Annotated in this window: 11 protein-coding genes; 7 read left to right on the top strand and 4 right to left on the bottom strand. The window is 51.6% G+C overall.

What is annotated here, in order from left to right:
* Nucleotides 1–101 precede the first annotated feature (101 nt).
* Nucleotides 102–7784: a pullulanase gene (locus NSQ73_RS22300; protein ID WP_340988219.1), complete on the bottom strand. Its 7683-nt coding sequence runs from the start codon at nt 7782–7784 to the stop codon at nt 102–104.
* A gap of 785 nt (nt 7785–8569) precedes the next feature.
* Here NSQ73_RS22300 and NSQ73_RS22305 point away from each other — a divergent pair.
* From NSQ73_RS22305 to NSQ73_RS22335, 7 genes are all read left to right on the top strand, one after another.
* Nucleotides 8570–9607, top strand: a complete 1038-nt coding sequence (locus NSQ73_RS22305; protein ID WP_039307469.1) for a LacI family DNA-binding transcriptional regulator — start codon at nt 8570–8572, stop codon at nt 9605–9607.
* 1071 nt (nt 9608–10678) lie between these two features.
* The gene (pgmB, locus tag NSQ73_RS22310; protein ID WP_340988220.1) at nt 10679–11341 is read left to right on the top strand and encodes a beta-phosphoglucomutase; all 663 of its coding nucleotides are present in this window, start codon (nt 10679–10681) and stop codon (nt 11339–11341) included.
* 298 nt (nt 11342–11639) lie between these two features.
* Nucleotides 11640–13958 carry a glycoside hydrolase family 65 protein gene (locus NSQ73_RS22315; protein WP_340988221.1) on the top strand — a complete coding sequence of 773 codons (2319 nt, stop codon included), beginning with the start codon at nt 11640–11642 and terminating at the stop codon, nt 13956–13958.
* A gap of 278 nt (nt 13959–14236) precedes the next feature.
* A complete protein-coding gene (locus NSQ73_RS22320) occupies nt 14237–15922 on the top strand; it encodes a glycoside hydrolase family 13 protein (RefSeq protein ID WP_340988222.1) in 1686 nt (561 codons plus the stop codon).
* A gap of 150 nt (nt 15923–16072) precedes the next feature.
* On the top strand, nt 16073–16933 hold the full coding sequence (locus NSQ73_RS22325) for an AraC family transcriptional regulator (protein WP_340988223.1): 861 nt from the start codon (nt 16073–16075) through the stop codon (nt 16931–16933).
* Between the two features lie 224 nt (nt 16934–17157).
* Nucleotides 17158–18003 carry a DegV family protein gene (locus NSQ73_RS22330; protein ID WP_042135233.1) on the top strand — a complete coding sequence of 282 codons (846 nt, stop codon included), beginning with the start codon at nt 17158–17160 and terminating at the stop codon, nt 18001–18003.
* A gap of 137 nt (nt 18004–18140) precedes the next feature.
* A complete protein-coding gene (locus tag NSQ73_RS22335; protein WP_340988225.1) occupies nt 18141–18941 on the top strand; it encodes a class I SAM-dependent methyltransferase in 801 nt (266 codons plus the stop codon).
* Between the two features lie 58 nt (nt 18942–18999).
* Here NSQ73_RS22335 and NSQ73_RS22340 read toward each other — a convergent pair whose 3' ends face one another.
* The 3 genes from NSQ73_RS22340 to NSQ73_RS22350 all read right to left on the bottom strand — a co-directional run bounded on the left by NSQ73_RS22340 (nt 19000) and on the right by NSQ73_RS22350 (nt 22504).
* Nucleotides 19000–20679, bottom strand: a complete 1680-nt coding sequence (locus tag NSQ73_RS22340) for an ATP-binding protein (protein WP_340988226.1) — start codon at nt 20677–20679, stop codon at nt 19000–19002.
* 228 nt (nt 20680–20907) lie between these two features.
* Nucleotides 20908–21594, bottom strand: coding sequence for an ABC transporter permease (locus NSQ73_RS22345; protein ID WP_340988227.1), 687 nt, complete (start codon nt 21592–21594; stop codon nt 20908–20910).
* Nucleotides 21587–22504, bottom strand: coding sequence for an ABC transporter ATP-binding protein (locus NSQ73_RS22350; RefSeq protein WP_340988228.1), 918 nt, complete (start codon nt 22502–22504; stop codon nt 21587–21589). The genes NSQ73_RS22345 and NSQ73_RS22350 overlap by 8 nt, the downstream gene beginning before the upstream one ends.
* Nucleotides 22505–22548: the final 44 nt, after the last annotated feature.

The raw sequence follows: 22548 nt of genomic DNA on the forward strand, positions 1-22548 counted from the left end.
TTGGATTGAGTTATATTCCAGGCAAAGCAAACAGGGTATTCCGCAGCCGTTATGGCTTGCGGAATACCCTGTTTATGTTCTGATCTGATTCGTTGCGCGTGCTATTTGCCGAGCAGCTTGTAAATCACCTGCGCACTCTCTGCACGGGTTAACTGTCCTTGCGGCGCAAAGAGATGATGGTCTCTGCCTTGCACAAGTTTAAGCTCTACGGCAGCATTCACATAAGCATGTGCCCATTCACTGATACTGGAGGCATCCGCGAATAAGATCGGGCCTGTTGAGGAAGCCAGAACCTTGCCCTGTTTGAACTCCAGAGCACGGATAATCATCACCGCCATTTCCTCACGGCTGATTGTAGCATCCGGGGCAAAGGCAGTGCTGCTGCGCCCGTTAACAATGCCTGATTTGACGGCAGCGGCTACATAAGAGGAGTACCAGGCATCCGCCCGGACATCAGCGAATAACACTCTCCCTTCCCCTGACAGTCCGAGTGCACGCATCAGCAATGCTGTAAACTCCGCACGTGTCACGTTTCTTGCAGGTTCAAATTCAGCAGCCGATACTCCTGTTGCCACCTGTTTGGCTGCAAGTGATTTAATGGCAGCAGAAGCCCAGTGGGTATCAGGCACATCCTTGAACACTGTATTTATCTGAAGTGCTGCATACTTGCTGAAATGTGTAACTGCAGCAGTAAGTGAACCATCCGCTTGCGCTGCGCTCCCAATATACTTCGGCTCACCGTTATCTCCCAGATAGAACACACCTGTCCATTCCTTAACCGGGTTGCCCTGAAGCTTAAGCGTCAAAGTAACCGGCTGCTTGAACGTTGTAACAGGCAGGCTGGTCCCGTCTTTTTTGATAATCTGCAGTTTAAGGTCGTATACCCCGGAAACAGCAGTAGCAGCCGTGTTCTCCTTACTGAATCTCTTGACTGCATCCTGCGCTGCAGCTTCGCTAAGCGGAGTCAGCTCCAGCAGGATATGTGAATTGCCCGCATCCGCACCTGTAACCATGGCCTGAATATCAGCCAGCACAGCATTTGGGATTGTAACGGACAGCCCCTCCGAGTGAATAACCAGCCCGTTATTCCCTAGCAGCTTAGCTGCCTGGACCGGCAGCAGCACGGAAGTCTTGCCCTGATCCAGACTGAGTTCTACTCTGCCATCCTTGCCATTTCGAAGATCCTGCTCACTTATAATCTGTGTACCTGCCGGAACTGCCGTTGGCCCTGGCGTTGGTGTTGGCTTTACCGTTGGCTTTACAACGGAACTAGTTTCGGATTCTGCCGCTGGTGTTGGTGTTGGTGTTGGTGTTGGTGTTGGCGGTACTACAACTGTCTCCGCCGCCAGAATCACCGTCCCCCCGTCATCTCTGCCCGGCAGATCAATCGTAATCTTCCGGTCAGCCGATACCGTATATAGTTTGCCGCTGTACTCATCTCTTACAGAAGACAAGGCCGCAAAAGGCACGGGAATTTCTGCACTCAGACCTTCCTTCTTCGTGTTGATTACCGTAACCACGTTATCGTTCCCGTATTGCTTGTTGAAGGCCAGATATCCCAGATCATCGGAGCCCGCAAGCCTGGTGCGGATACCTTTGGCATATAGCTGCGAATATTCCGCCCTAATGTTCAGCAGCTTCTGATAATGATCATGAAGTCCCTGCTCTGCAGTAAGCTGATCCCAAGGCATATCGCCCCGGTTCTCGCTGAACTCGCCGCTTGCCATATCCCCGGCATTTTTACCGGACCGGCCCAGCTCTTCCCCATAGTAAATCACCGGCTGGCCCTTGGCCGTGATCTGCAGCGCGGCAGCGATCTTGAGCTTACCCTTGTCCCTGTCAACGTAGTCCGAGAGGAAACCATCCTCATCGTGGCTGCTGAGGAATTGTGCCATCACCCCGGTATTGCTGATCTTCGCTTCGCGCTCCTGCAGATAAGCATCCACAGCATTAATGGTGCCGTCTGCGAACAGCTTGGCCTGATCATTAAAGCTAAAATCAAGCAAACCGTCCATTTGCCCGCTCTGCAGCATGCCGCCGTCATTATCGGCGGTTCCGCCGAAGTATTCGCCGACCATTTTGAAGCCCGGATCTATAGCCGTCAGCGCATTTTTAAATGCTTTCCAGGTTGCGCTCTCCACATGTTTGACCGTATCAACGCGGAAATAGTCGATTGTATCTCCCCGCTCTGTCCGGGCATTATCCAGCCAGCCTGTCTGCCAGGCAATGATCTGCTTGCGTACCGCAGGATCTTCCGTCTTGAAGTCCGGCAATCCGCTGAGCTCGCCTTTGATGACATCCGTATCGGCTTGAACGCCGTCCGTACGCAGCATTCCCGCAAAACGCGCTTTGTCCTCTGCAGCCACCTGCGGATTGACGTCATCCTCCTTCAAACCGTAGCCTGTATGATTAAGCACTACATCGACCATAATCTTGATGCCCTTGTCATGCGCCTTCTCGATCAGCTCCTTGAAGGTCTCCATGTCCCCAAGATGCTCATCAAGCTTAGTGAAATCCTTGGCCCAATACCCGTGATAAGCATATTGTTTGCCGCCAAAGCTTAACCCCTGGTTGAAATCAATATTGTCTACAACCGGCGTGATCCAGAGCGTGTTGATGCCCAGCTCCTGCAGATAATCAAGCTTGCCGATCATCCCCCTGAAATCGCCGCCATGATAGGCTTCAAGATGTGCCTTGTCCACATTCTCATTGTTGTCAGGGTCACCGTCCTTGAAGCGGTCGGTCAGTGCGAAATAGATCCGCGCCTCATCCCAGTCGAAATCAAGCTTGGAACCGCTGTAGGTTCTGGCTTTCACCTCGATTTCAGCAGACTGTCTGTGCAGATTGCCATACTGGTCTACAAGGACGATTGGAATGCTTTTGATACCCGCCGGCACGTTATCCTTCACTGCTATGGTCTGCTGCATAAGCTCTGTATCGAATTTGACCTTGGCTGGTCCTCCCAGAGCGGTAAGATCCAGATAAGCGTCCTTATAGGACACTTCCTCTGTGGAGACAGCCTTCACCGTTACTACAGCATTCTCATTGGAGGTTACAGCCGTCGGATTCACCGTTGCCGTAATGTTAACCTCCGGTTTGTGATAGTACAGGGAAGATTCTCCGCCCAACGTGTTGTGCGGGTCGGTGAACTCGCGGGTCACTCCGTCCTTGGTCACGATGAAGGTATACTTATAAATGCCTTCCTCCAGACCGCTCAGCCGGTAGCTGAACCATTCCTTGGCCGGATCATACTCCATCGGATATTCTTTGCCGTTCACCTTCACTTTAATGTCTGTTATCGCAGACACATCGCCGCCGCGGAACAGCTCGTCATCACGGTACAGGAAGGTTATGGCTTCATCCTGCATCAGCGGACCGCTGATGCCCGGGGTGATTTCAAGCTCTTTGACCATGCTGGTTACACGGACTTTGGTAAAGGCCTCACCGGGAGTCAGAACAATATAGCGGTCATCCGCTATATCCTGTTTGTTGTCAGACCAATCCAGGCCTTTAATGAGCACAAAGCCTACCTGGGTTGCGTCTTTGCCTACTTCAATCAGAACCGTCGTGCTTGCTGAATCTCCTGCAGGCTCGGGGAGCTTCACCTCACCGTCTGTTGCCCCGGTATACCACAGCCATACACTCCAATCCTTATAATTCCTGTCTTCCCGGGTGTAAGTGAACTGCACATACCGTTTGGTTTCCACCGGCGGGCTGGTTACTTCTACGGTCACATTCGCGGACACGCCGCCATAGGTAATGGTAAGGATCGCTGTTCCAGCCTTAATCCCCTTCACCAGTCCTTTGCTTGTCACTGTGGCTACTTCCGGTTTATCGGATACATACAGTGCTTTGGCAGTCATTTTGCTTGAAGTGCCGTCCGCATATTTGGCCGTGACCACAGTCTGATGCGCGGCCCCTTCCTTCAACGTATAGCTGGCCTGGTCAGTCTCCAGCAGAGACACTACTGCTGCGGCTGCATCCTTGCGGATAATTACAGATGTGAGCGGGTCGAGGGTGATGGAATCCGCAGTCAGGCTGAATCCGCTCTGGTCCGCGGCAGAAATAGCTTCAGTGCCGGCTTCGTCATTGTCGGCAAGCACAGTACCATCACTCAAATTCTCCGGCAAAGAAAGTGTTCTTGTCTTGCTGTCACCGTTCATGAAGACATAATAGATCCCGGTTCCATCCGTTGCCTTGCTTGTATAACCGATCACCAGATCATCCTTCTGCATTTCAGGCGCTTCGATAAGCTTGACATTGGAATTCACGAGACTGATGTCGCCCAGCCGGAAAGCGTTGGTAGACTTTCTGAGCTTAATCAGCCCGGCCGTATATTCTCTGGTCGCATTCTGCACCGGAAAGTTCACTTCATCCGTTGCTGCGGCCCAGTCGAAAGCATTGACCGCATCCGACGAATCGTATGAATCGTTGATGAAATAACTGACCGATTGATCTGCCGCATCGCGGACTTCGGTATATTTCTGCTCGGGAATCCCTTCAGCCATCCATTGCTTGGTACGCCCGTACTCCTGACCCGCCTGCAGGAATGCGGTACCCTGCGAAGTCAGCAGCAGCATATTCCCAAGCCTGATCCGTTTCTGGATCTCCAGCTCATTCGCCGCGTTCTGCGGATTCTTATGAAGGGCCAGGGCAATGACATCATGGAGCGTCAGATTATCATGCGCTTCAATGTATTGCACGATATCTCCCGGATCATCTGCCGGAATATTGGAAGGCTGCGCTTTGATATTGTTCAAGATCGTCGTCAAGGGGCGTGCTCCGCCCGTAATGAACCGCGGATCTCCTTCGGAGCCGTATCCGGATTTCAGCTCATTGCGGAATTCATCGGAGAATACGCCGACACTGTCCGTCTTATCCATCCATTTCTGATCAGCAGCCTTGCCTTTGAGGGATGGATCAGAAGCCTCGCCCCCGAAGGTAATCCAGCCCTCCCCGATGAACAGCGCCTTAGGATTAATGGCAGCCGCTGCGTCATAAGCAGCCTGTACCGCATCTGCTGTGGCATCGCCCATCATGTCCCACCGCATCCCGTCGATTTTGTACTCCTGGAACCAGTATTTTACGGAATCGACCATCAGCTTCTCGGCCATCTTATGGCTGGTTGCCAGATTGTTGCCGAAGCCGCCGATGAAGTTGCCCGCCGGGTCCTGGAAGGCATAATAATTAGGCACGATATCGTTCAGGAATTCTTTTTTGGCCATATGGGTGTATACAACATCAAGAATTACGCCCATCCCGGCTTCGTGTACCGCATCGATCAAGCCTTTCAGCTCTTTAATCCGCTCTTCCGGATCTGCCGGATTGCGGGAATACGCCCCGTCCGGAGAGAAATAGCTGTGTGGGTCATAACCCCAGTTATACTCATTGCCTTGAGCTGAATAGTCCAGCTCCCTGTCTTCCATCCCGGTCTCGTCCCCGTAATACCAGGCCATCACCGGAAGCAGTTGAATGTGGGTGACACCCAGTGATTTGATATAATCCAGCTTCGACTCAAAAGCCGCATAAGACCCCCAGCGTTCCCCGCCGAGACTCGACTGGATTGCCGGATCGGAGGTGAAGTCCCTGATATGCGCCTCATAGATAATGGCGTCTTCACGGTCCTCATAGCCGGCAATGTCTGCAGCCTGGAAGCCCTCGGGATCCGTAGCGCTTAAATCCACAATGGCTGCCTTGCCCACCGTATCACCGCCTGCACCTGCCTCTCCCGCCGTATTCACGGTGAATACAGCCATGGATTTGGCATAGGGATCAAGCACCTGCTTAGTTACTCCCTCATTGGTCACTTCATACTGGTAGTAGAAGTCTCTGACATCCTCTGCGCCGGGTGCACCGGTCAGATCAGCCGGAGTCAGCTCCGCCGTCCAGACTCCTTTGTCACCCAGAGTCAGCCCGGCGCGGCCTACAGTGAGATTAGCGTCAGCTTTATCGTAGACCACCGCAGTCACTGAGCTCGCTTTCGGTGCCCAAAGCTTCAGCGTTGCCGACTTGCCGGCCTTATGGTACGTGGCCCCGAGATCGTCACCTGTGTAATTGTATAGCTCATCCATCATTCTCCAGCCGGTGGAAGCGGATACAGTTTTACCTGCATACGTGACACTCAGCGGGATTTTCTTCAGATCAAATGCACCGGTAGTCACTTCAACCGAAGTTGCGCCGGTAACCGCCACACCTGTAACAGGAACAGAGGCTCCTTCCGAGTCCTTTATGGATATGGCTGTTTTTAAAGCATCCGCCGTGAGCCCGTCCGTTAACGTAAACCCGAGCCATAGTTTGCTTGCGGACAATATATCTGCAGATAACAGCCCAACCGGCGTCTCGCCAAAAGGTGAAGTATAAACATTCGGGTCATTTTCCTTCACCCACAGCTGATTGTAACGGTCGAGAAAAGCGAAGCTTTTGTTCTCATTGCCCGCCGGACCGTCTTTGTCTCCGTTTGCAGGCTTCATAACGATGAAACTGATAGTCTTGGCATTCTCCTTCAGCGGAATATCCGCATAGGCTCCGAAGGAATCCCTGTTCTCCGGTACAAAAGGAGTTGCGTCTTTGGGCCACACATTAGACGGCGTCACCACATCATCCCACAGCCACAGGCCGTATTGGCTCTGATTGTTGTCGGAACGCATGTAATGAATCCGCACTGTATTCGCCGGAAGAGCTACCGGTTCATAAGGGGTTACTTTATTCGACCCTTCTGTGATCCAGACTTCATCGGTCTGCGGGGTACTGATGATGAAGGTCTTGTCCCCGTCCTCCATTTCCTTAACCCCGGTAGTCCGGTTTACCACGAGGAACGAGATCGTCTTCGCCCCATCCTTCACAGGCAGATCGACATAAGCGCCGTAGGCATCAGTTTGTCCATCAGGGAAAGGAACGGCATCCTTAGGCCAATTCACGGACGGCGATACAACATCGCCCCATGTCCATAACGCCTGACCGGCATAATCACCGGCAGCACGGTGGTAATGCACTCTTATATGTCCGGCAGGAACAGGCACGGCCGTTCCCGGTTCAGCAGGAACCGTGAAATGGGCAGACACACTGTTGTCCTGCGTTTTATACTTGAATGTTACAGGTAATTCGGAGGGAAGCTTAAGCTCCTGCGCCGTATCCGGATAGGAGACTCCACCCGATGGATCAGCGCCCGGAAGATAAATCTGGTAGGTATAACTGCCGGCAGGAAGTAAGGCCGTCTGCTCATAGACCCCGTCGAAGTCAGGATCGGTTAGCAGCGTTCGGGCATCTGCCGGGGAGTCATTCTGCTCATCTCCAAGCGCAGTCTGCAGACTGCCGGTCACCCGGGGTAAACGGTTCGCAGGCACCGGTGAATAATACGTGGAATCTGCAACCGCTTTGGTAATGTCATTATAATAAAAGGTTACACTTGTCTCCTCACTTAATGTAATCTGAATGTTGCCGCCCGCATCTGTCCCGTCAGGATCAGTATAGCTGCCATATCCGTAGTTCTCCGTCCACGCACCGTTAAGGGCCACTTTATATTGATAGGTCCCCTGCGGCAGCATGCCGGTGAAGGTGTACAGACCCTCCCCCCTGTAAGTCATTTGGGTTACGGTCGATTTCTCGTTCCAGTCCGCCGTTTCAGCAGGATCCAGCCCTGTGAACTTACTCTGCAGGTCACCAACCAGCACAACCTTTGTCGTTTCCGCGCTGACTCTGGGCAGGTTTATGCCAAAGCCCGAGCATACAAGAGCGATAACCATCAAGATTGCAAAAGCTTTTTTTATCCGTAAAGCAAATTTCATTCCGTCAATCCCCCCATGAATGTTATGAACTTCAACCGCTTGAACGGCAGAATCCCACTCTCCGGTTGCAGGATGTCTGCTGTAAAGATGGCTTGTCAGGCCCAACCGACCCCGATCCTCCTTGTCAAATTCCAAAATCACGCCATCACGCCATCACGCCATCACGCCATCACGCCCTCAATTAGCCCTTCCCATTGTGCAAACGTTTGCAATCATTTGTGCACAAACCTTTATCCATTGACTCAGGGCAGCGACATAAATATTCTGCATAAAACCGGACTTTGTAAACGTTTGCTTCATTTCGATTTCATACTAATCCGCCGGTAAAGTTATTGTCAACTAGTAATTTTCCAGAATATTCTCAAATATTTGCTTATAGTTGCACAATAATTAAGTCATTAATTGCATTAATTTGCACACTTCATATTCATCCACATGCTTTTGTTAATAACAAAAAAGCTGAGAAAGTCTAAATAAATCCTTATTTTATAAAGGAATATTGAAAATAAATTAGATATATCATCATCTGCATCAATCTAACAACGTTTGCACAGTTTTGGTGCAATGTCCGGGATGCCTCCAAACTGCCTCCCCCCACGGAAACCACTCCATTCATAAACATCCAGTGAATCCCTGTGGAAAGCTTGTGGCCTGCGCAGAAAAAATGTTCATTTCATCACTTTCTATGCCAGTATTGTGCAACACACCGGGTTTATCTATTTACAATCATCAGCACTTCGATTAATATTACTGTGTAAAGCAAACGGTTCCATAAGGAGGTTTCTATGACAGTTACCATTAAGGACGTGGCCAAGAAAGCGGGAGTTTCTCCCTCCACGGTCTCCCGGGTGTTGTCAGGCCATCCCAGAATCAGCCTAGAAACTTCCCGTAAGGTTAAAGTGATTATGGAGGAAATGGGCTACACCCCGAACATGATGGCCAAAAGTCTCGTTTCCAAGACAACCAACAGTATTTGCATCATTCTTCCGAAACCGGCTGAAGAGCTGTTCTCCAATTTGTTTTTTATGGAATTAATCCGCGGGATCGTCACCCAGTCCAGCCGTTCCGGCTATGATGTGCTGATCAGCTCCGGGGCAAATGAGAAGGAAGAGCTTGAAGCCGTCTCACGCTTGCTCAAAGGACGCCGCGTGGACGGCGTTATTCTGCTGTATTCCCGTAAAGATGATGCGGTGATCGATTTTCTGGAATCAGGCGGCTATCCCTTCGTGCTGGTTGGACGAAGCGACCGCTATGAGGATATATTGTCAGTCGACAATGATAATATCATGGCTGCTTATGATGCAACGAACCACCTTATTTCCATGGGTCATGAACGCATTGGCTTCGTCAGCGGCCCGCCGAATCTTATCGTTTCGCGCGACCGTCTGGAAGGCTACCGTAAGGCAATGCAGAATAAAGGCCTTGAAATGAAGGCGGAATGGATTGTGGAAGGCGAGTTTCTGCAGGACAGCGGATACCGGGCGATGTCCTTCTTCATGAATCTCCCGAACCGTCCGACGGCACTTGTTGCGGTGGATGATATGGTCTCTTTCGGGGTATTGCGCGGACTGAATGAGCTGAAATACAAGGTCCCTGAGGATCTGGCGATTGTCAGCTTTAACAATATTCCGCTCTCGGAATTGTCCAGCCCGCCAATCAGCAGCATTGATATCGGAATCTATCATCTGGGCTATACGGCCTCACAGGTGCTGATTCAGAGTATTCAGAAGCCGGATAATCATGACGGATATACTAACCGTTTTGTCATTCCCCACCGTTTAATCGTACGGGAGTCATCGATGTATACTCCGGGTAAGCAATGATTTCACACGCAGCAGTGATTTCACACGCAACAGTGATGCACAAGCAGCAATGATTTCACAAGCAGATAAATGAAGCTAATTACGCTTCATTTATTTTTTGGAGCTTTGTACAAACGTTTGCGCTAAATAGAATAGCACCACATCTGGATAGGATTTTCCGCCCTGGCCAGGCTTTAGCCAACGCAGGGAGCGCTGAGGGCGTTTCGCAAATGGATTGTTGTACGTAGTGCAACATTTCCACCTTCCGAGGGCGTTTTGCAGACAAATTGTTGTACTTTATGCAACATTTCCGCCCAACTGGAGCGTTTTGCAGACGGATTGTTGTACTTAGTGCAACATTTCCGTCCAACTGGAGCGTTTCGCAGACGGATTGTTGTACTTTATGCAACATTTCCGCTATTTAACCAACTTTTCTTTTGGATTGTTGTACGTAGTACAACAATTTTGCCAGCCGGAGGATTGTTGTATGTAGTGCAACATTTCCGCCCAACTGAAGCGTTTCGCTGACGAATTGTTGTATCTGGTGCAGCATTTCCGCAATTTAACCAACTTTTCTTTTGGATTGTTGTACATAGTACAACAATTCTGCCAGACGGATGCGCTCGGCCGAGGATTGTTGTACACAGTGCAACATTTCCGCCCACCAATGACGTTTTGCAGACGAATTGTTGTATCTGGTGCAGCATTCCCGCAATTTAACCAACTTTTCTTTTGAATTGTTGTACATAGTACAACAATTCTGCCAGACGGATGAGCTCGGCCGAGGATTGTTGTACGTAGTGCAATATTCCCTCCCACCAAGGGCGTTTTGCAGACGAATTGTTGTACTTTATGCAACACTACCGCCCAACTGGAGCGTTTCGCTGACGAATTGTTGTATCTGGTGCAGCATTTCCGCAATTTAACCAACTTTTCTTTTGGATTGTTGTACGTAGTACAACAATTCTGCCAGCCGTAGGCGCTCCGCCGAGAATGTTGTAGCAATGCAGCATTTCCGCCATTTATTGTGACGCGCCATATGGTGCGATTCTCAAAATAGATTATATCCACTTACATTTTAGGAGGTTCATTATGTCAGAAATCAAAGCTTGCCTGTTCGATCTGGACGGTGTACTCGTCGACACCGCCAGATACCACTATATTGCCTGGAGAGAGCTGGCGGAGGAGCTCGGATTCGTCTTCACCGAACACGATAATGAGCGGCTCAAAGGCGTCAGCCGGGCCGCTTCCCTGAATATCCTGCTGGAGATCGGCGGTATCACGCTTGGAGAAGAGGAGAAGGCCCGGCTGGCCGAACAGAAGAACAACCGCTATGTCGAATACATCGCCAAGATGGACAGCTCAGAGATTCTGCCCGGCGCGCTGGACTTCCTGAAGGAATGCCGGGAACATGGCATCAAGGTAGCCCTGGGCTCCGCCAGCAAGAATGCGATGACCATCCTAGACAATACCGGCCTTACCCCCTACTTCGATGCGATCATTGACGGCACGCACACCAGCGCAGCCAAACCTGATCCGGAGGTCTTCCTGCTGGGAGCAGAAGCAGTCAACATCGCTCCTGAACACTGTGTAGTCTTCGAGGATGCTGAAGCCGGCATCCTGGCCGCCACCCGTGCCGGCATGCGCAGCGTCGGCATCGGTTCGCCCGAGACGCTGGGCGCAGCGAATCTGGTGGTCCCTTCGTTGCAGCAGATCAGCGTTGCTGCACTAAGGGAATCTTTTGCCTCTGTTTGACGAATATTAACAGCTGCTGCGTAATATGATTCCTTGTCTTCTGCCCTACTCTTTATAAAAGAACTATATGTGAGATCTAAAGTTACGTGATAGCGGAGCGGGCAAAAGGATTGTGGAGAAGCGTCAGCGTTCGCCTTTGTCCCCGGATGCTTACCGAATAAGCTTCAATCTGAGCATCCGGGGACAACAGCGATCGTAACAACCTTTTGTCTGCGGAGCGGCCGGCACGCAATTGTATCATCGAACTGATAGTTCATTTTATATACCTCATTCCCCCATCTAAAAGGAGCCAATAACAATGAAACAATACCTCAAAATTGATGAATGGTCCATCATCGAAGAATCCTTTGATCCGCAGACCCAGGAAATTTCCGAAAGCGTATTTAGCATCGGGAACGGGTACATGGGCGGCAGAGCCAACTTCGAAGAGCAATACAGCGGGCACAGCCTGCAAGGCAGCTACATGGCTGGTGTATACTACCCTGACAAGACACGGGTCGGCTGGTGGAAAAACGGCTATCCGGAGTATTTTGCCAAAGTCCTCAACAGCACCAACTGGATCGGCATCAACGTTGAAATTGACGGCACTCCGCTCGATTTGGCAGCCTGCACAGTCAGCGAATTCCGCCGTGTCCTTAATATGAAGGAAGGCACACTCTCCCGCAGCTTCACAGCCACGACCGCAGACGGCAAAGAAGTGAAAGTGGAGAGCATCCGCATCGTCAGCATGGTCCGCCATGAGATTGGCGCGATCCGCTACTCCATCCAGCCGCTCAATTTCTCCGGTGAGATTACCGTGACTCCTTATCTGGATGGCGATATCAAGAACAAGGATTCCAACTACGACGAGAAGTTCTGGAACGAGGTCGAGAAGAAAGCAGAACTGGCGGGCGGACATCTCACGCTGAAGACCAAAAAGCTTGATTTTCACGTAACCTCAGCCTATGTCTATGACATTCTGGTCAACGGCGAACCAACAGCCGCAGAAGCAGAATCTATCGAGCAGGAGAAATATGTAGGCAGCAAAGTAACGATTCCGGTACAGTCCGGCGATCAGGTGGTTATTTATAAGTATGCCGCCAATGTCACCTCCCGCAATTACGGGCTGGGCCAGCTGGTAGACGCCGCACGGACCGCCTTGCAGAGTGCGCGTGAAGCCGGATTTGTAGCGCTTTTGACCGAACAGGCTGCGGCTTGGGGCGATAAGTGGAAGGAAAGCGACATTATTATTGAGGGTGACGTGTCGGCGCAGCAGGCAATCCGGTTTAATATTTTCCAGCTGAATCAGACCTATACGGGCGAAGATGACCGTCTCAATATCGGACCGAAGGGCTTCACCGGGGAAAAATACGGCGGCAGCACTTACTGGGATACGGAAGCTTATTGTGTGCCTTTCTATCTCAGTACCGCCGACTCCTCGATTGCCCGCAATCTGCTGATCTACCGTTACAAGCATCTGGAGAAAGCCAAAGAGAATGCCCTAAAGCTCGGTTACAAAAAAGGCGCACTCTACCCGATGGTGACGATGAATGGTGAGGAGTGCCATAACGAGTGGGAGATTACGTTTGAAGAAATTCACCGCAACGGCGCGATTGCTTACGCAATTTACAACTATGTGAACTATACCAGCGACAAGGCTTATCTCGGCCAATACGGGCTTGAGGTGCTGGTAGAGATCTCCCGCTTCTGGGAAGAACGCGTGCACTATGTGCCGCATAAGGACAAATATGTAATGCTCGGTGTAACCGGCCCGAATGAATACGAGAACAATGTCAACAATAACTGGTATACGAACCGGATTGCCGCCTGGACCATGGAATATACCCTGGAAGCGTTGGCGTACCTGCAAGAGAATGAAGGCACACGTTATGCAGAGCTGGCCGACAAGCTGGAGCTGCTGGAGAGCGAAACGGCGCAGTGGAACGAGATTATCGCCAAAATGTACTACCCGGCTGATGAAGAACGCGGCATCTTCCTGCAACAGGATGGCTTCCTCGACAAGGAGATTATCCAGGTGAAGGATGTGCTGCCGGAAAACCTGCCGCTGAACCAGAAATGGTCCTGGGACCGCATCCTGCGCTCCTGCTTCATTAAACAGGCGGATGTGCTGCAAGGGCTCTACTTCCTGGGAGACCGCTATGATCTGGATACCAAAAAGCGCAACTTCGACTTCTATGAGCCGATCACCGTGCACGAGTCCTCCCTCTCCCCTTGTATCCATGCCATTCTGGCCTGCGAGCTGGGCTACAAAGAGAAGGCTTATGAGATGTATCTGCGCACTTCGCGGCTGGATCTCGATAATTACAATAATGATACGGAAGACGGCTGCCATACGACCAGCATGGCGGGTACATGGATGTCAATCGTACACGGCTTCGGAGGACTCCGGGTGCTGGGCGACCGGCTGACCCTGAACCCTTCCAACCCGGGACACTGGACCTCTTATTCGTTCAAAATCATGTTCCGCGGCTCCCGTCTGAAGGTCACAGTTACCGATGTACAGGTTACGGTTAGTAATGAAACCGATGTTCCGGCATCCCTCACGATTCATGGCAAGGAGTATACGGTGAACGGACTGAGCAGTGTGACTGCTGACGGCTCTTCGGTAACTGTATAACTTCCTGCAGCCCCGGAGGCATTAAGCTTCTTCGGGGCTTTTTTAAATATCTTGAACTTGAAAATTGAATCAGCAAGAAAGGCGGAGAGGAAGTTTGGAAGTGTAGGAGCGGCAGCGTCCGCCTTTGTCACCGGATTTCTACCGCGATCAGCGGTTTAATCAGGAAATCTGGGGACAACAGCGGCCGGAACTCCAAATCTTCCCGTAGCTGAGACAATTGCAGATTTAATTTTTGAATAGCTCAAATATTTCAAAACCACTCAAAGGAGCCCACCCAAATGAATAGAGCCTTTTGGAAAGAAGCCGTAGTCTATCAGATCTATCCCCGCAGCTTCCAGGACAGCAATGGAGACGGAATCGGGGACCTGCAGGGGATCATCTCCCGGCTGGATTATCTCCAGAAGCTGGGCGTCGATGTCGTCTGGCTGTCGCCGGTCTACAAATCACCGAACGATGACAATGGTTATGATATCAGCAACTACGAGGATATTATGGATGAATTCGGTACGCTGCGGGACTGGGAGGAGCTGCTGGCCGGCCTGCATGCCCGCGGCATCAAGCTGATGATGGATCTCGTGATTAACCACTCCTCGGACGAGCATGCCTGGTTCGCGGAATCCCGCGCCTCCAAGGATAACCCCTACCGTGATTATTATATCTGGCGTCCCGCCGGACCGGATGGCGCGCTGCCGAACAACTGGAGCTCCATCTTCAGCGGCCCGGCCTGGGAGAAGGATGAAGCGACGGGCGAATACTACCTGCATCTGTTCTCACGCAAACAGCCGGATCTCAACTGGGAGAACCCGGAGCTGCGGGAAGAGCTCTATAAAATGATCGCTTTTTGGCTGGACAAAGGTGTAGACGGGCTGCGGATGGATGTCATCAACATGATCTCCAAAGTAGAAGGGCTCCCTTCCGCACACCATGAGGGCCTGGCTCCCGGTGAGCTGGCCGGTGGCGGAGAGTATTATATGAATGGACCGCGGGTTCATGAGTATCTCCAGGAAATGAATCGTGAAGTTCTCTCCAAATACAATGTAATGACCGTCGGCGAGACGCCGGGAGCAACTGTAGAAGACGCCATTCTCTATACTGACGAAGACCGGCATGAGCTGCAGATGGTGTTCCAGTTCGAGCATATGGATGTCGATTCCGGCCCGGGCGGCAAGTGGAATGTGATTCCGTGGACGCTGAAGGGTCTGCGCGATATTTTGCACAAATGGCAGGTAGGCTTGTCGGAAAAAGGCTGGAACAGCCTCTATCTCAACAACCACGATCAGCCGCGGATGGTCTCCCGGTTCGGGGATGACGGTAAATACCGTGTGATCTCAGCCAAAATGCTGGCCACCCTGCTGCACACGCTCAAAGGCACGCCGTATATCTATCAGGGTGAGGAAATCGGCATGACCAACGTGAAATTCCCTGTGCTGGAGGACTACAAGGATATAGAGATTCTCAATATGTACCGGGAAAAGGTTACGGAAGGCGGCGGAGATCATGAGACGGTTCTCCAGGCGATTCACACGAAAGGCCGCGATAACGCCCGGACCCCAATGCAGTGGGACGCCTCAACGAATGCCGGTTTCACCGCTGGCACACCTTGGCTCAAGCTCAATCCGCGCTACACAGAGATCAATGTGGAACAGGCGCTGGCCGATCCTGACTCGGTATTTTACTATTATCAGCAGCTGATTAGCCTGCGCAAGCAGCATCTGATCATGGTGTATGGTGAATATGAGCTGCTTTTGCCGGAGCATGAATATATCTACGCGTACACCCGGACACTGGACGGTGAGAAATGGCTGGTGCTGCTGAACTTCTGTGACACACCGCAGACTGTAGAGCTGCCTGACGAGTTGAACGCCGTAACCGAAACGATTATCGGGAACTATCCGGAGGAGCCGGCGCCCATGGACCGCAGTACGCTGCGTCCGTATGAAGCGAGAGTCTGCCGGTTAGGCTAGTTTTGCCGGAAGCTGACAAACCCCTTGAAATATGACATCATAGGATCATAGACTGTAGGCCGTTGACTGTACCTGTCTCAGATGAGCAGAGAATAACAGGACCAGCCCGTAGGCCTCGTGATAATATGAACTTAAAGGGAGATGGCAAACTTGGAATGGCTGATCCGAATGAAGAATGCGCTGGATTATATGGAGAGCAGAATGACCGGACCGCTGCGGATCGAAGAGATTGCCGCAGTGGCGTATGTCTCCCCTTTCCACTTCCAGCGCATGTTCAGCATGCTGACCGGCGTCACCGTAGCAGACTATATCCGCAAACGCAGACTGACTCTGGCCGCTCAAGAGCTGGCCATTTCAAACATCCGGGTGCTGGATGTCGCACTGAAATACGGATATGACTCCCCGGAGTCATTCGCCAAAGCGTTCCGCAAAGCGCATGGGCTTACCCCCTCCGCCGCGCGCGAGCCTGGGGTACAGCTCAAAGCCTTCCCGCGCCTCTCTTTCCATCTGTCATTGAAGGGAGATCAGGAAATGGATTACAAAATCGTGAATAAAGAAGCTTTTACCGTTATCGGCAAATCAATGGAGGTTACCTGCAAGGACGGGGAGAATTTCCGCAGAATTCCGCAGTTCTGGAATGAATGCAATGAAGACGGCACATCAGATAAGCTGGTTGAGTTCGGCTTACGTGAAGAATGGCTCGGCATCTGTATGAATATGAATATGGAGACGGAAATGCTGTCCTACTGGATCGGTGTTGAAGCAGACGCGTCCACTGACCCGCAGGCGTATGAGACTGCAGTGGTTCCGGCTGCGACCTGGGCGGTATTTAAATCTGTAGGAGCTATGCCTGATGCGATTCAAGGGGTCTGGCAGCGCATTTTCCAGGAATGGTTCCCGGGAACGGGCTACGAGCATACAGGCGGACCCGAATTCGAGCTGTATCCGCCAGGCGATACTACGGCCGGGGATTATGTCTGCGAAATATGGATTCCTGTAATGAAGAAATAATTGTTCAGGCTGTACCGGAAACGGCTTCACTGTCCGCAAGGATGGTGAGGCCTTTTTTGCATATACAGGGACTCAGGCTGAAGGCAACTAAAGAAGCGGCATACCTGCCAACCTCACAAGCTAGCATTTTTTATTTTGAGATTCCAGGCAGGCTTGGTATAATAAACAGATTATAGGGTCTTAGTATAGTGTACTGTCATCCAAGATTGGTGAAGGAGATATTCATGTCTATCGTAAAAATCTTTTCAGACAGCACTTCCGATTTGCCGCAAGGCTGGAAGGAAACGTATGATATCGGCATTGTCCCGTTATATGTAGTTTTTGAAGACGGCACCTTCAAGGATGGTGTAGAGATTACACCCGAAGAAGTGTACCGCCGTGTCGCCGCAAATGGTGCATTGCCCAAGACGGCAGCCCCTTCCCCGGCTGATTTCATTGCCGCTTTTCAGCCAGTCGTGAGCGCTGGCGGAGATATCGTCTATATCAGTCTTTCTTCTTCTTTATCCTCTACATATCAGAATGCCCTGCTGGCCGCAGGCGAGTTCCCGGAAGGACGGGTACATGTTGTGGATTCCCGGACGTTATGCGGCGGGATCGCCTTGCTGGTCATGAAGGCCGCCCGCGCCGCAGCCAAAGGCCACAGTGCGGCCGACATCGCAGCTATGATCGAAGCCTCCCGTGAGCGGGTGGAATCCGAGTTTGTCGTCGATACGCTGGATTACTTATATATGGGCGGACGCTGCTCAGGCATGCAGAACTTTATCGGCAGCCTGCTGAAGATCCGGCCTGTGCTGCGGCTGGTGGACGGGGCGATTGTACCCGTTGCCAGAATCCGCGGCAAGAAGGAAAAGGCTGTAGAACAGATGCTTCAGCACGCACTTGCGAATGCAGCCGGCATGGACAAGGAGCTGCTCATTGTTGCCCATACCCTTGCTGAAGAGGATGCCCGGTATCTGGAGAAGGCACTGCGCGAGCAGACAGGTGTGGATGAAATTGCCGTAATCCATGCCGGCTGCGTGATCGGCAGCCACTGCGGGCCTGCTACAGTGGGTCTCATGTATATGCACTAGAATAATTAAGCTCTACCTTAGACGAATCTTTATCTGCAGCTTATGTAGATAAAGATTCGTTTTTTGCATAGTAAACAAAGTATAGTAAAATCAGAAAGCGGTAATTTCCAATTTTATCTAAATCAAGGGGGCGTAACATGCAGGAGCAGATGGCACGTACGAATAAGACGGCTTGGGAAACGAAAGCATATCAGGCCTGGATACAGCACCATGGATCACCTGAGGAGCTTGCCGGGCGGTTGAAGCAGGATCCAATGCACCCGTTGCGGCATTGGCTGAAGTACATAGGCAACCCGGCAGGATTGAAGGTGCTGAACCTGCTCGGCTCTCACGGGATGAAGGCGACTTGTCTGGCTTTGCTGGGTGCTGAGGTTACTGTCGTGGATATATCCGAAGAGAACCGGCGGTATGCCAGTGAAGTAGCAGCAGCGGCGGGTGTTGAGCTGAACTACATCTGTGCAGACGTCTTAAAGATCCCCGGTGAGGACGCTCTGGGAACCTTCGATATTGTCCTGATGGAGTTTGGGATTTTGCATTACTTTACGGATTTAAATGCTATTTTTTCTGTGGTCAGCAGACGGTTAACGGCAAACGGCCGGCTCATGCTGACGGATTTCCACCCGTTCGCCAGGGCATGGATGACAACCCGGAATCTTCAGCATCCTACGGGTAATTATTTTGACGATACACTCAAGGAAGGTGAGGTTGCCTTTGCCAAGCTGCTTCCCGAAGAGGAACGGTCCGGATTAGCACAAGTGGTGACGCGGGGCTGGACTGTGGGCGATATTATCACTTCAGTAGCCTCTCAGGGGCTATATATCCGTACCTTTGAAGAAATCAGGAGTCCAGGGGACCCGAGATTCCCTGAATTCTACACGCTGATTGCGGATCATATTGAGGGCCAGCTGAACCCGCTGTATCCTGGAACATCAGGCTAGCAAGCCGGCCGCAAACAGAAACAGCAAGTCTCCTCCCGGAGGCTTGCTGTTTGTTAGGTTAAACCTGTTCAACTCCCGCTTCCGCTTCAACCTCTTCCTTCACAAAAGGAAGCATGAACCGGAAGATCGACCCCCGGTTCTCTTCGCTTTCCACGAAGATCGTTCCGCCCATCAGCTCTACCAGCTGCTTGCAGATCGCCAGGCCTAGTCCGGTGCCGCCATATTTACGGTTAATGAACGGATGAAGCTGGGAGAAGGACTGGAACAGCAGGTTCAGCTTGCTGTCAGCAATACCTACACCGGTATCACGGACAGAGAACTCCAGCAGGTATTCCGGCGAGGCCGGCAGCGGAATATTCTTCACCGACAGAGTCACGCTGCCCTGATCGGTGAATTTCAGCGCGTTGCCGACCAGATTGACGATAATCTGCCGCAAGCGGCTGGGATCGGTCGTGACAATATCCGGCACGCTGGTATCCGCCCACCAGCGCAGGGCGAGCTTCTTCTCCTCCGCCTTGGGAGTGAACAGATCAATGATGCCCTCCAGCATCTCACGCAGATCAAATCTCTCCGATTGCAGCGGCATTTTGCCGGCTTCCATCTTGCTGAAATCGAGAATATCATTGAGGATCTGCAGCAGACTGTAGCTGCTGCTGCGCAGAATCTCGGCATAGCTGCGCTGCTCTTCCTCCAGGTTGGTTTCCAGCAGCAGATCAGCCATCCCGATCATGCCGTTCATCGGGGTGCGGATCTCATGGCTCATCATCGCCAGGAAATCAGACTTGGCCTGTGCAGCCTGCTCAGCCGATTCCTTGGCCCGGAGAATCTCCCGTTCGTTCGTAATATCACTGAAGGAGACGACCACACCGCAGATCATGCCTTTATCCAGCAGCGGGGCAATCCGGTAGTTCACGAAGAAGCTTGTCCCGTCCTTGCGCCAGAAGATTTCATCCGCCTTGCTGCGGGTAACGCCATCTTGAATGGTGAGCCGGATGGGACATTCCAGCGGTGAATGCCGGGCTGCACTCCCGCGGATATAGTGAATCATTTCCATCATCGGCAGTCCGGCCAGCTCTGATGGCTCATAGCCCAGCATTTCGGCCCCTTCACGGTTGATGAAGATCGTCCGGCCCAGCGTGTCCAGTCCGAAGATTCCCGCCGAGACGGAATTGAGAATCAGACTAAGCCGTCTATCCTCCGCCATCTCAAAAATAAACTCTGAAACCGGCAGTTCCTCCTCTGTCAGCAATTCCTCGTCCGTCAGGGGAGGGAAGTCCGCGCCCTCAAGTCCAATGCGTTCAGCACTGGCAGATTCCTGTCTGCTCATGCTTTCCCAGCTTTGCAGCAGCAGAGAGAGCGGCCGGTTCCCGGTATCATGAACGATGGCAAATACACCGGCAATGCCTTCATCTGTATGAAGCGGTACATACCTTACAGAAACAGCATTGTCACCGGAATTCCCTGCTTTTGCTCCGCTTTCTTCTTCCGCTTCCACCATTAACCCGAAGCTGGATGTAATACCGGCCAGAGCAGATGCGAAATAGCCCTCGCCGGGAGGATGCATCCGGCATTCGATCAGCCTGGCTGCGTCCTCTGCACTTAAGGTCCGGTTGCTGTCGGCATAACGCCCCTGTCTGTCCAGCACGATAATGAGATCCGGATGATGATCGAACAACGCTCTATAAGCACTTTCTTCAGAAAGTGCCCGGCCCAGGATAGAAGCCCAATCTTTATGCATGGCCCACCTCCTCTGCTGCTTCAATCCTGCTATATTATAGGACCATAGATTGCGGAGAAACTCTGATTATGTAGAAATCTCTGAATTATTTACTATTATAACAAAAAAACCGCTATTGGTCGCCACAAAAACGCCGGATTAGAGCGCTTGTTCAACTAAACAGAAACAATGCCGCCCCTGAAGGGACGGCATTCATCTCATACAATCACAGCGGCTCAGCCTTGCCCGTCAGGCAACATCCTGATGCTCGATATTCCGGATCGACAGATACGCGATTCCCGCACCGACCAGCGCCAGAGAAAGTGAAACCCAGATCAGATTGCCCACGCGGAAGCTCCCGAAGCCCGACGAGATCAGCATAACAATGAACACGGCGGTGACAATTGTCGCCGGTACCGATTTGCGGCGCATCCCGAAGTATAACGGAATCAGCCCGATGCCTGCCGCGTAGAGCGCATCCGTTCCGGCCTTCGTCAAGTAGGTAAGGATCTGATCCTGTGTCAGCATTCCCTGAATGGCCTCAGGCACGAAATAATCAACGCCTGTAAGAATACTGCTGATTACAATATCAGACAGGAAAATACTGAGGAAGGTGAACAGAAAGACGATAATCAGCTTCGCAGTCAGCAGCATTTTGCGGGGAACCGGGTACATGAACAGCACAGTGATCGTATTATTCTTATATTCGTCGATTACCAGCTTGCTGAGCAATACAGAGGAGAAGATGATATAGGTTGCTTTTACAAAAACGAACACCCCTTCAAACAAATCGCTATACGAGCTGAACTCCCCCTCGTCCATCTCCGTAAAGGCGATAAGAACCATGAAACCCAGAATAGCCAAATCTGCTATCAGCACACTTTTGAGAAAATTGAATTTGTTCTTGCGCAGCTCCAAACGAATCAGCTTAAGCATTGCGGGCACCTCCCATCAGTTCTACAAAATGATCTTCCAGCGAATGATGCTTCTTGCTCATACTTTCGAGCTCCACCTCTGCTTCTGCCAGGGCTTTGCTCAGCTCCAGCTGCGGAATGTCATCATAGATCCGGATGGTGCGCGGGTCGAGCACCTTGTAATTGGTTAAGCCCAGCTTATGCTCCAGGATATAGACGGCCTTGGTGCACTCGCCTGTAATCAGCTCAATGTACTGCGTATTCTGGTTACGGATCGTATCCATCGCCAATTGCTCCACCAGCACGCCTTCGCGAATCACGCCGATCGTGTCGGCAATCTGTTCGATCTCGCCCAGAATATGACTGGAGATCAGCAGGGTCATGCCGTATTCCCGGCTCAGCATGCGGAACACCTCGCGCAGCTCCTTGATGCCGAGCGGGTCCAGCCCGTTGATCGGTTCATCCAGAATGAGCAGCTCCGGCTTGGTCATCACCGCTCTGGCAATGCCCAGCCTCTGCTTCATCCCCAGGGAGAATTGCTTCACCGGTTTCTTGTCCACTGCACTCAGCTTCACCAGCTCCAGCGCTTCCTCCATCGCTTTGACATCATAGTATCCCATGTATTCACCATGAAGCGCCAGGTTCTCGCGGGCACTCAGCTTGTCGTAGAAGACCGGATATTCAATGATGCTGCCCATGCGCTTCAGCATTTCATAAGAGCGGTGGGTCATTTTGTCGCCGAAAAATTCAATCTCGCCCGCCGTCGGCTTCACCAGATTCGTAATCATTTTCATCACCGTCGTTTTGCCGGCGCCGTTGGGTCCCAGGAACCCGTAAATTTCACCCTGCTTAATCTCCATATTCACGCTGCGTACGATTTCCTTCTCCTCATAGACCTTGGTTAAATCCCATGTCCGGAGTATCGTTGTCATGTCCGTTATCCCCTTTGACTTCTTCTTTGTCTTCCTGGTATTTA

The sequence above is a fragment of the Paenibacillus sp. FSL R10-2736 genome (genome assembly GCF_038000245.1).
In the GTDB taxonomy this organism is placed as follows: domain Bacteria; phylum Bacillota; class Bacilli; order Paenibacillales; family Paenibacillaceae; genus Paenibacillus_AQ; species Paenibacillus_AQ phytohabitans.

Excerpts from the sequence above, each read along its gene's own strand:
- NSQ73_RS22300 (WP_340988219.1), bottom strand. The coding sequence starts at position 7,784 with ATGAAATTTGCTTTACGGATAAAAAAAGCTTTTGCAATCTTGATGGTT.
- NSQ73_RS22305 (WP_039307469.1), top strand. The coding sequence starts at position 8,570 with ATGACAGTTACCATTAAGGACGTGGCCAAGAAAGCGGGAGTTTCTCCC.
- pgmB (WP_340988220.1), top strand. The coding sequence starts at position 10,679 with ATGTCAGAAATCAAAGCTTGCCTGTTCGATCTGGACGGTGTACTCGTC.
- NSQ73_RS22315 (WP_340988221.1), top strand. The coding sequence starts at position 11,640 with ATGAAACAATACCTCAAAATTGATGAATGGTCCATCATCGAAGAATCC.
- NSQ73_RS22320 (WP_340988222.1), top strand. The coding sequence starts at position 14,237 with ATGAATAGAGCCTTTTGGAAAGAAGCCGTAGTCTATCAGATCTATCCC.
- NSQ73_RS22330 (WP_042135233.1), top strand. The coding sequence starts at position 17,158 with ATGTCTATCGTAAAAATCTTTTCAGACAGCACTTCCGATTTGCCGCAA.
- NSQ73_RS22335 (WP_340988225.1), top strand. The coding sequence starts at position 18,141 with ATGCAGGAGCAGATGGCACGTACGAATAAGACGGCTTGGGAAACGAAA.
- NSQ73_RS22340 (WP_340988226.1), bottom strand. The coding sequence starts at position 20,679 with ATGCATAAAGATTGGGCTTCTATCCTGGGCCGGGCACTTTCTGAAGAA.
- NSQ73_RS22345 (WP_340988227.1), bottom strand. The coding sequence starts at position 21,594 with ATGCTTAAGCTGATTCGTTTGGAGCTGCGCAAGAACAAATTCAATTTT.
- NSQ73_RS22350 (WP_340988228.1), bottom strand. The coding sequence starts at position 22,504 with ATGACAACGATACTCCGGACATGGGATTTAACCAAGGTCTATGAGGAG.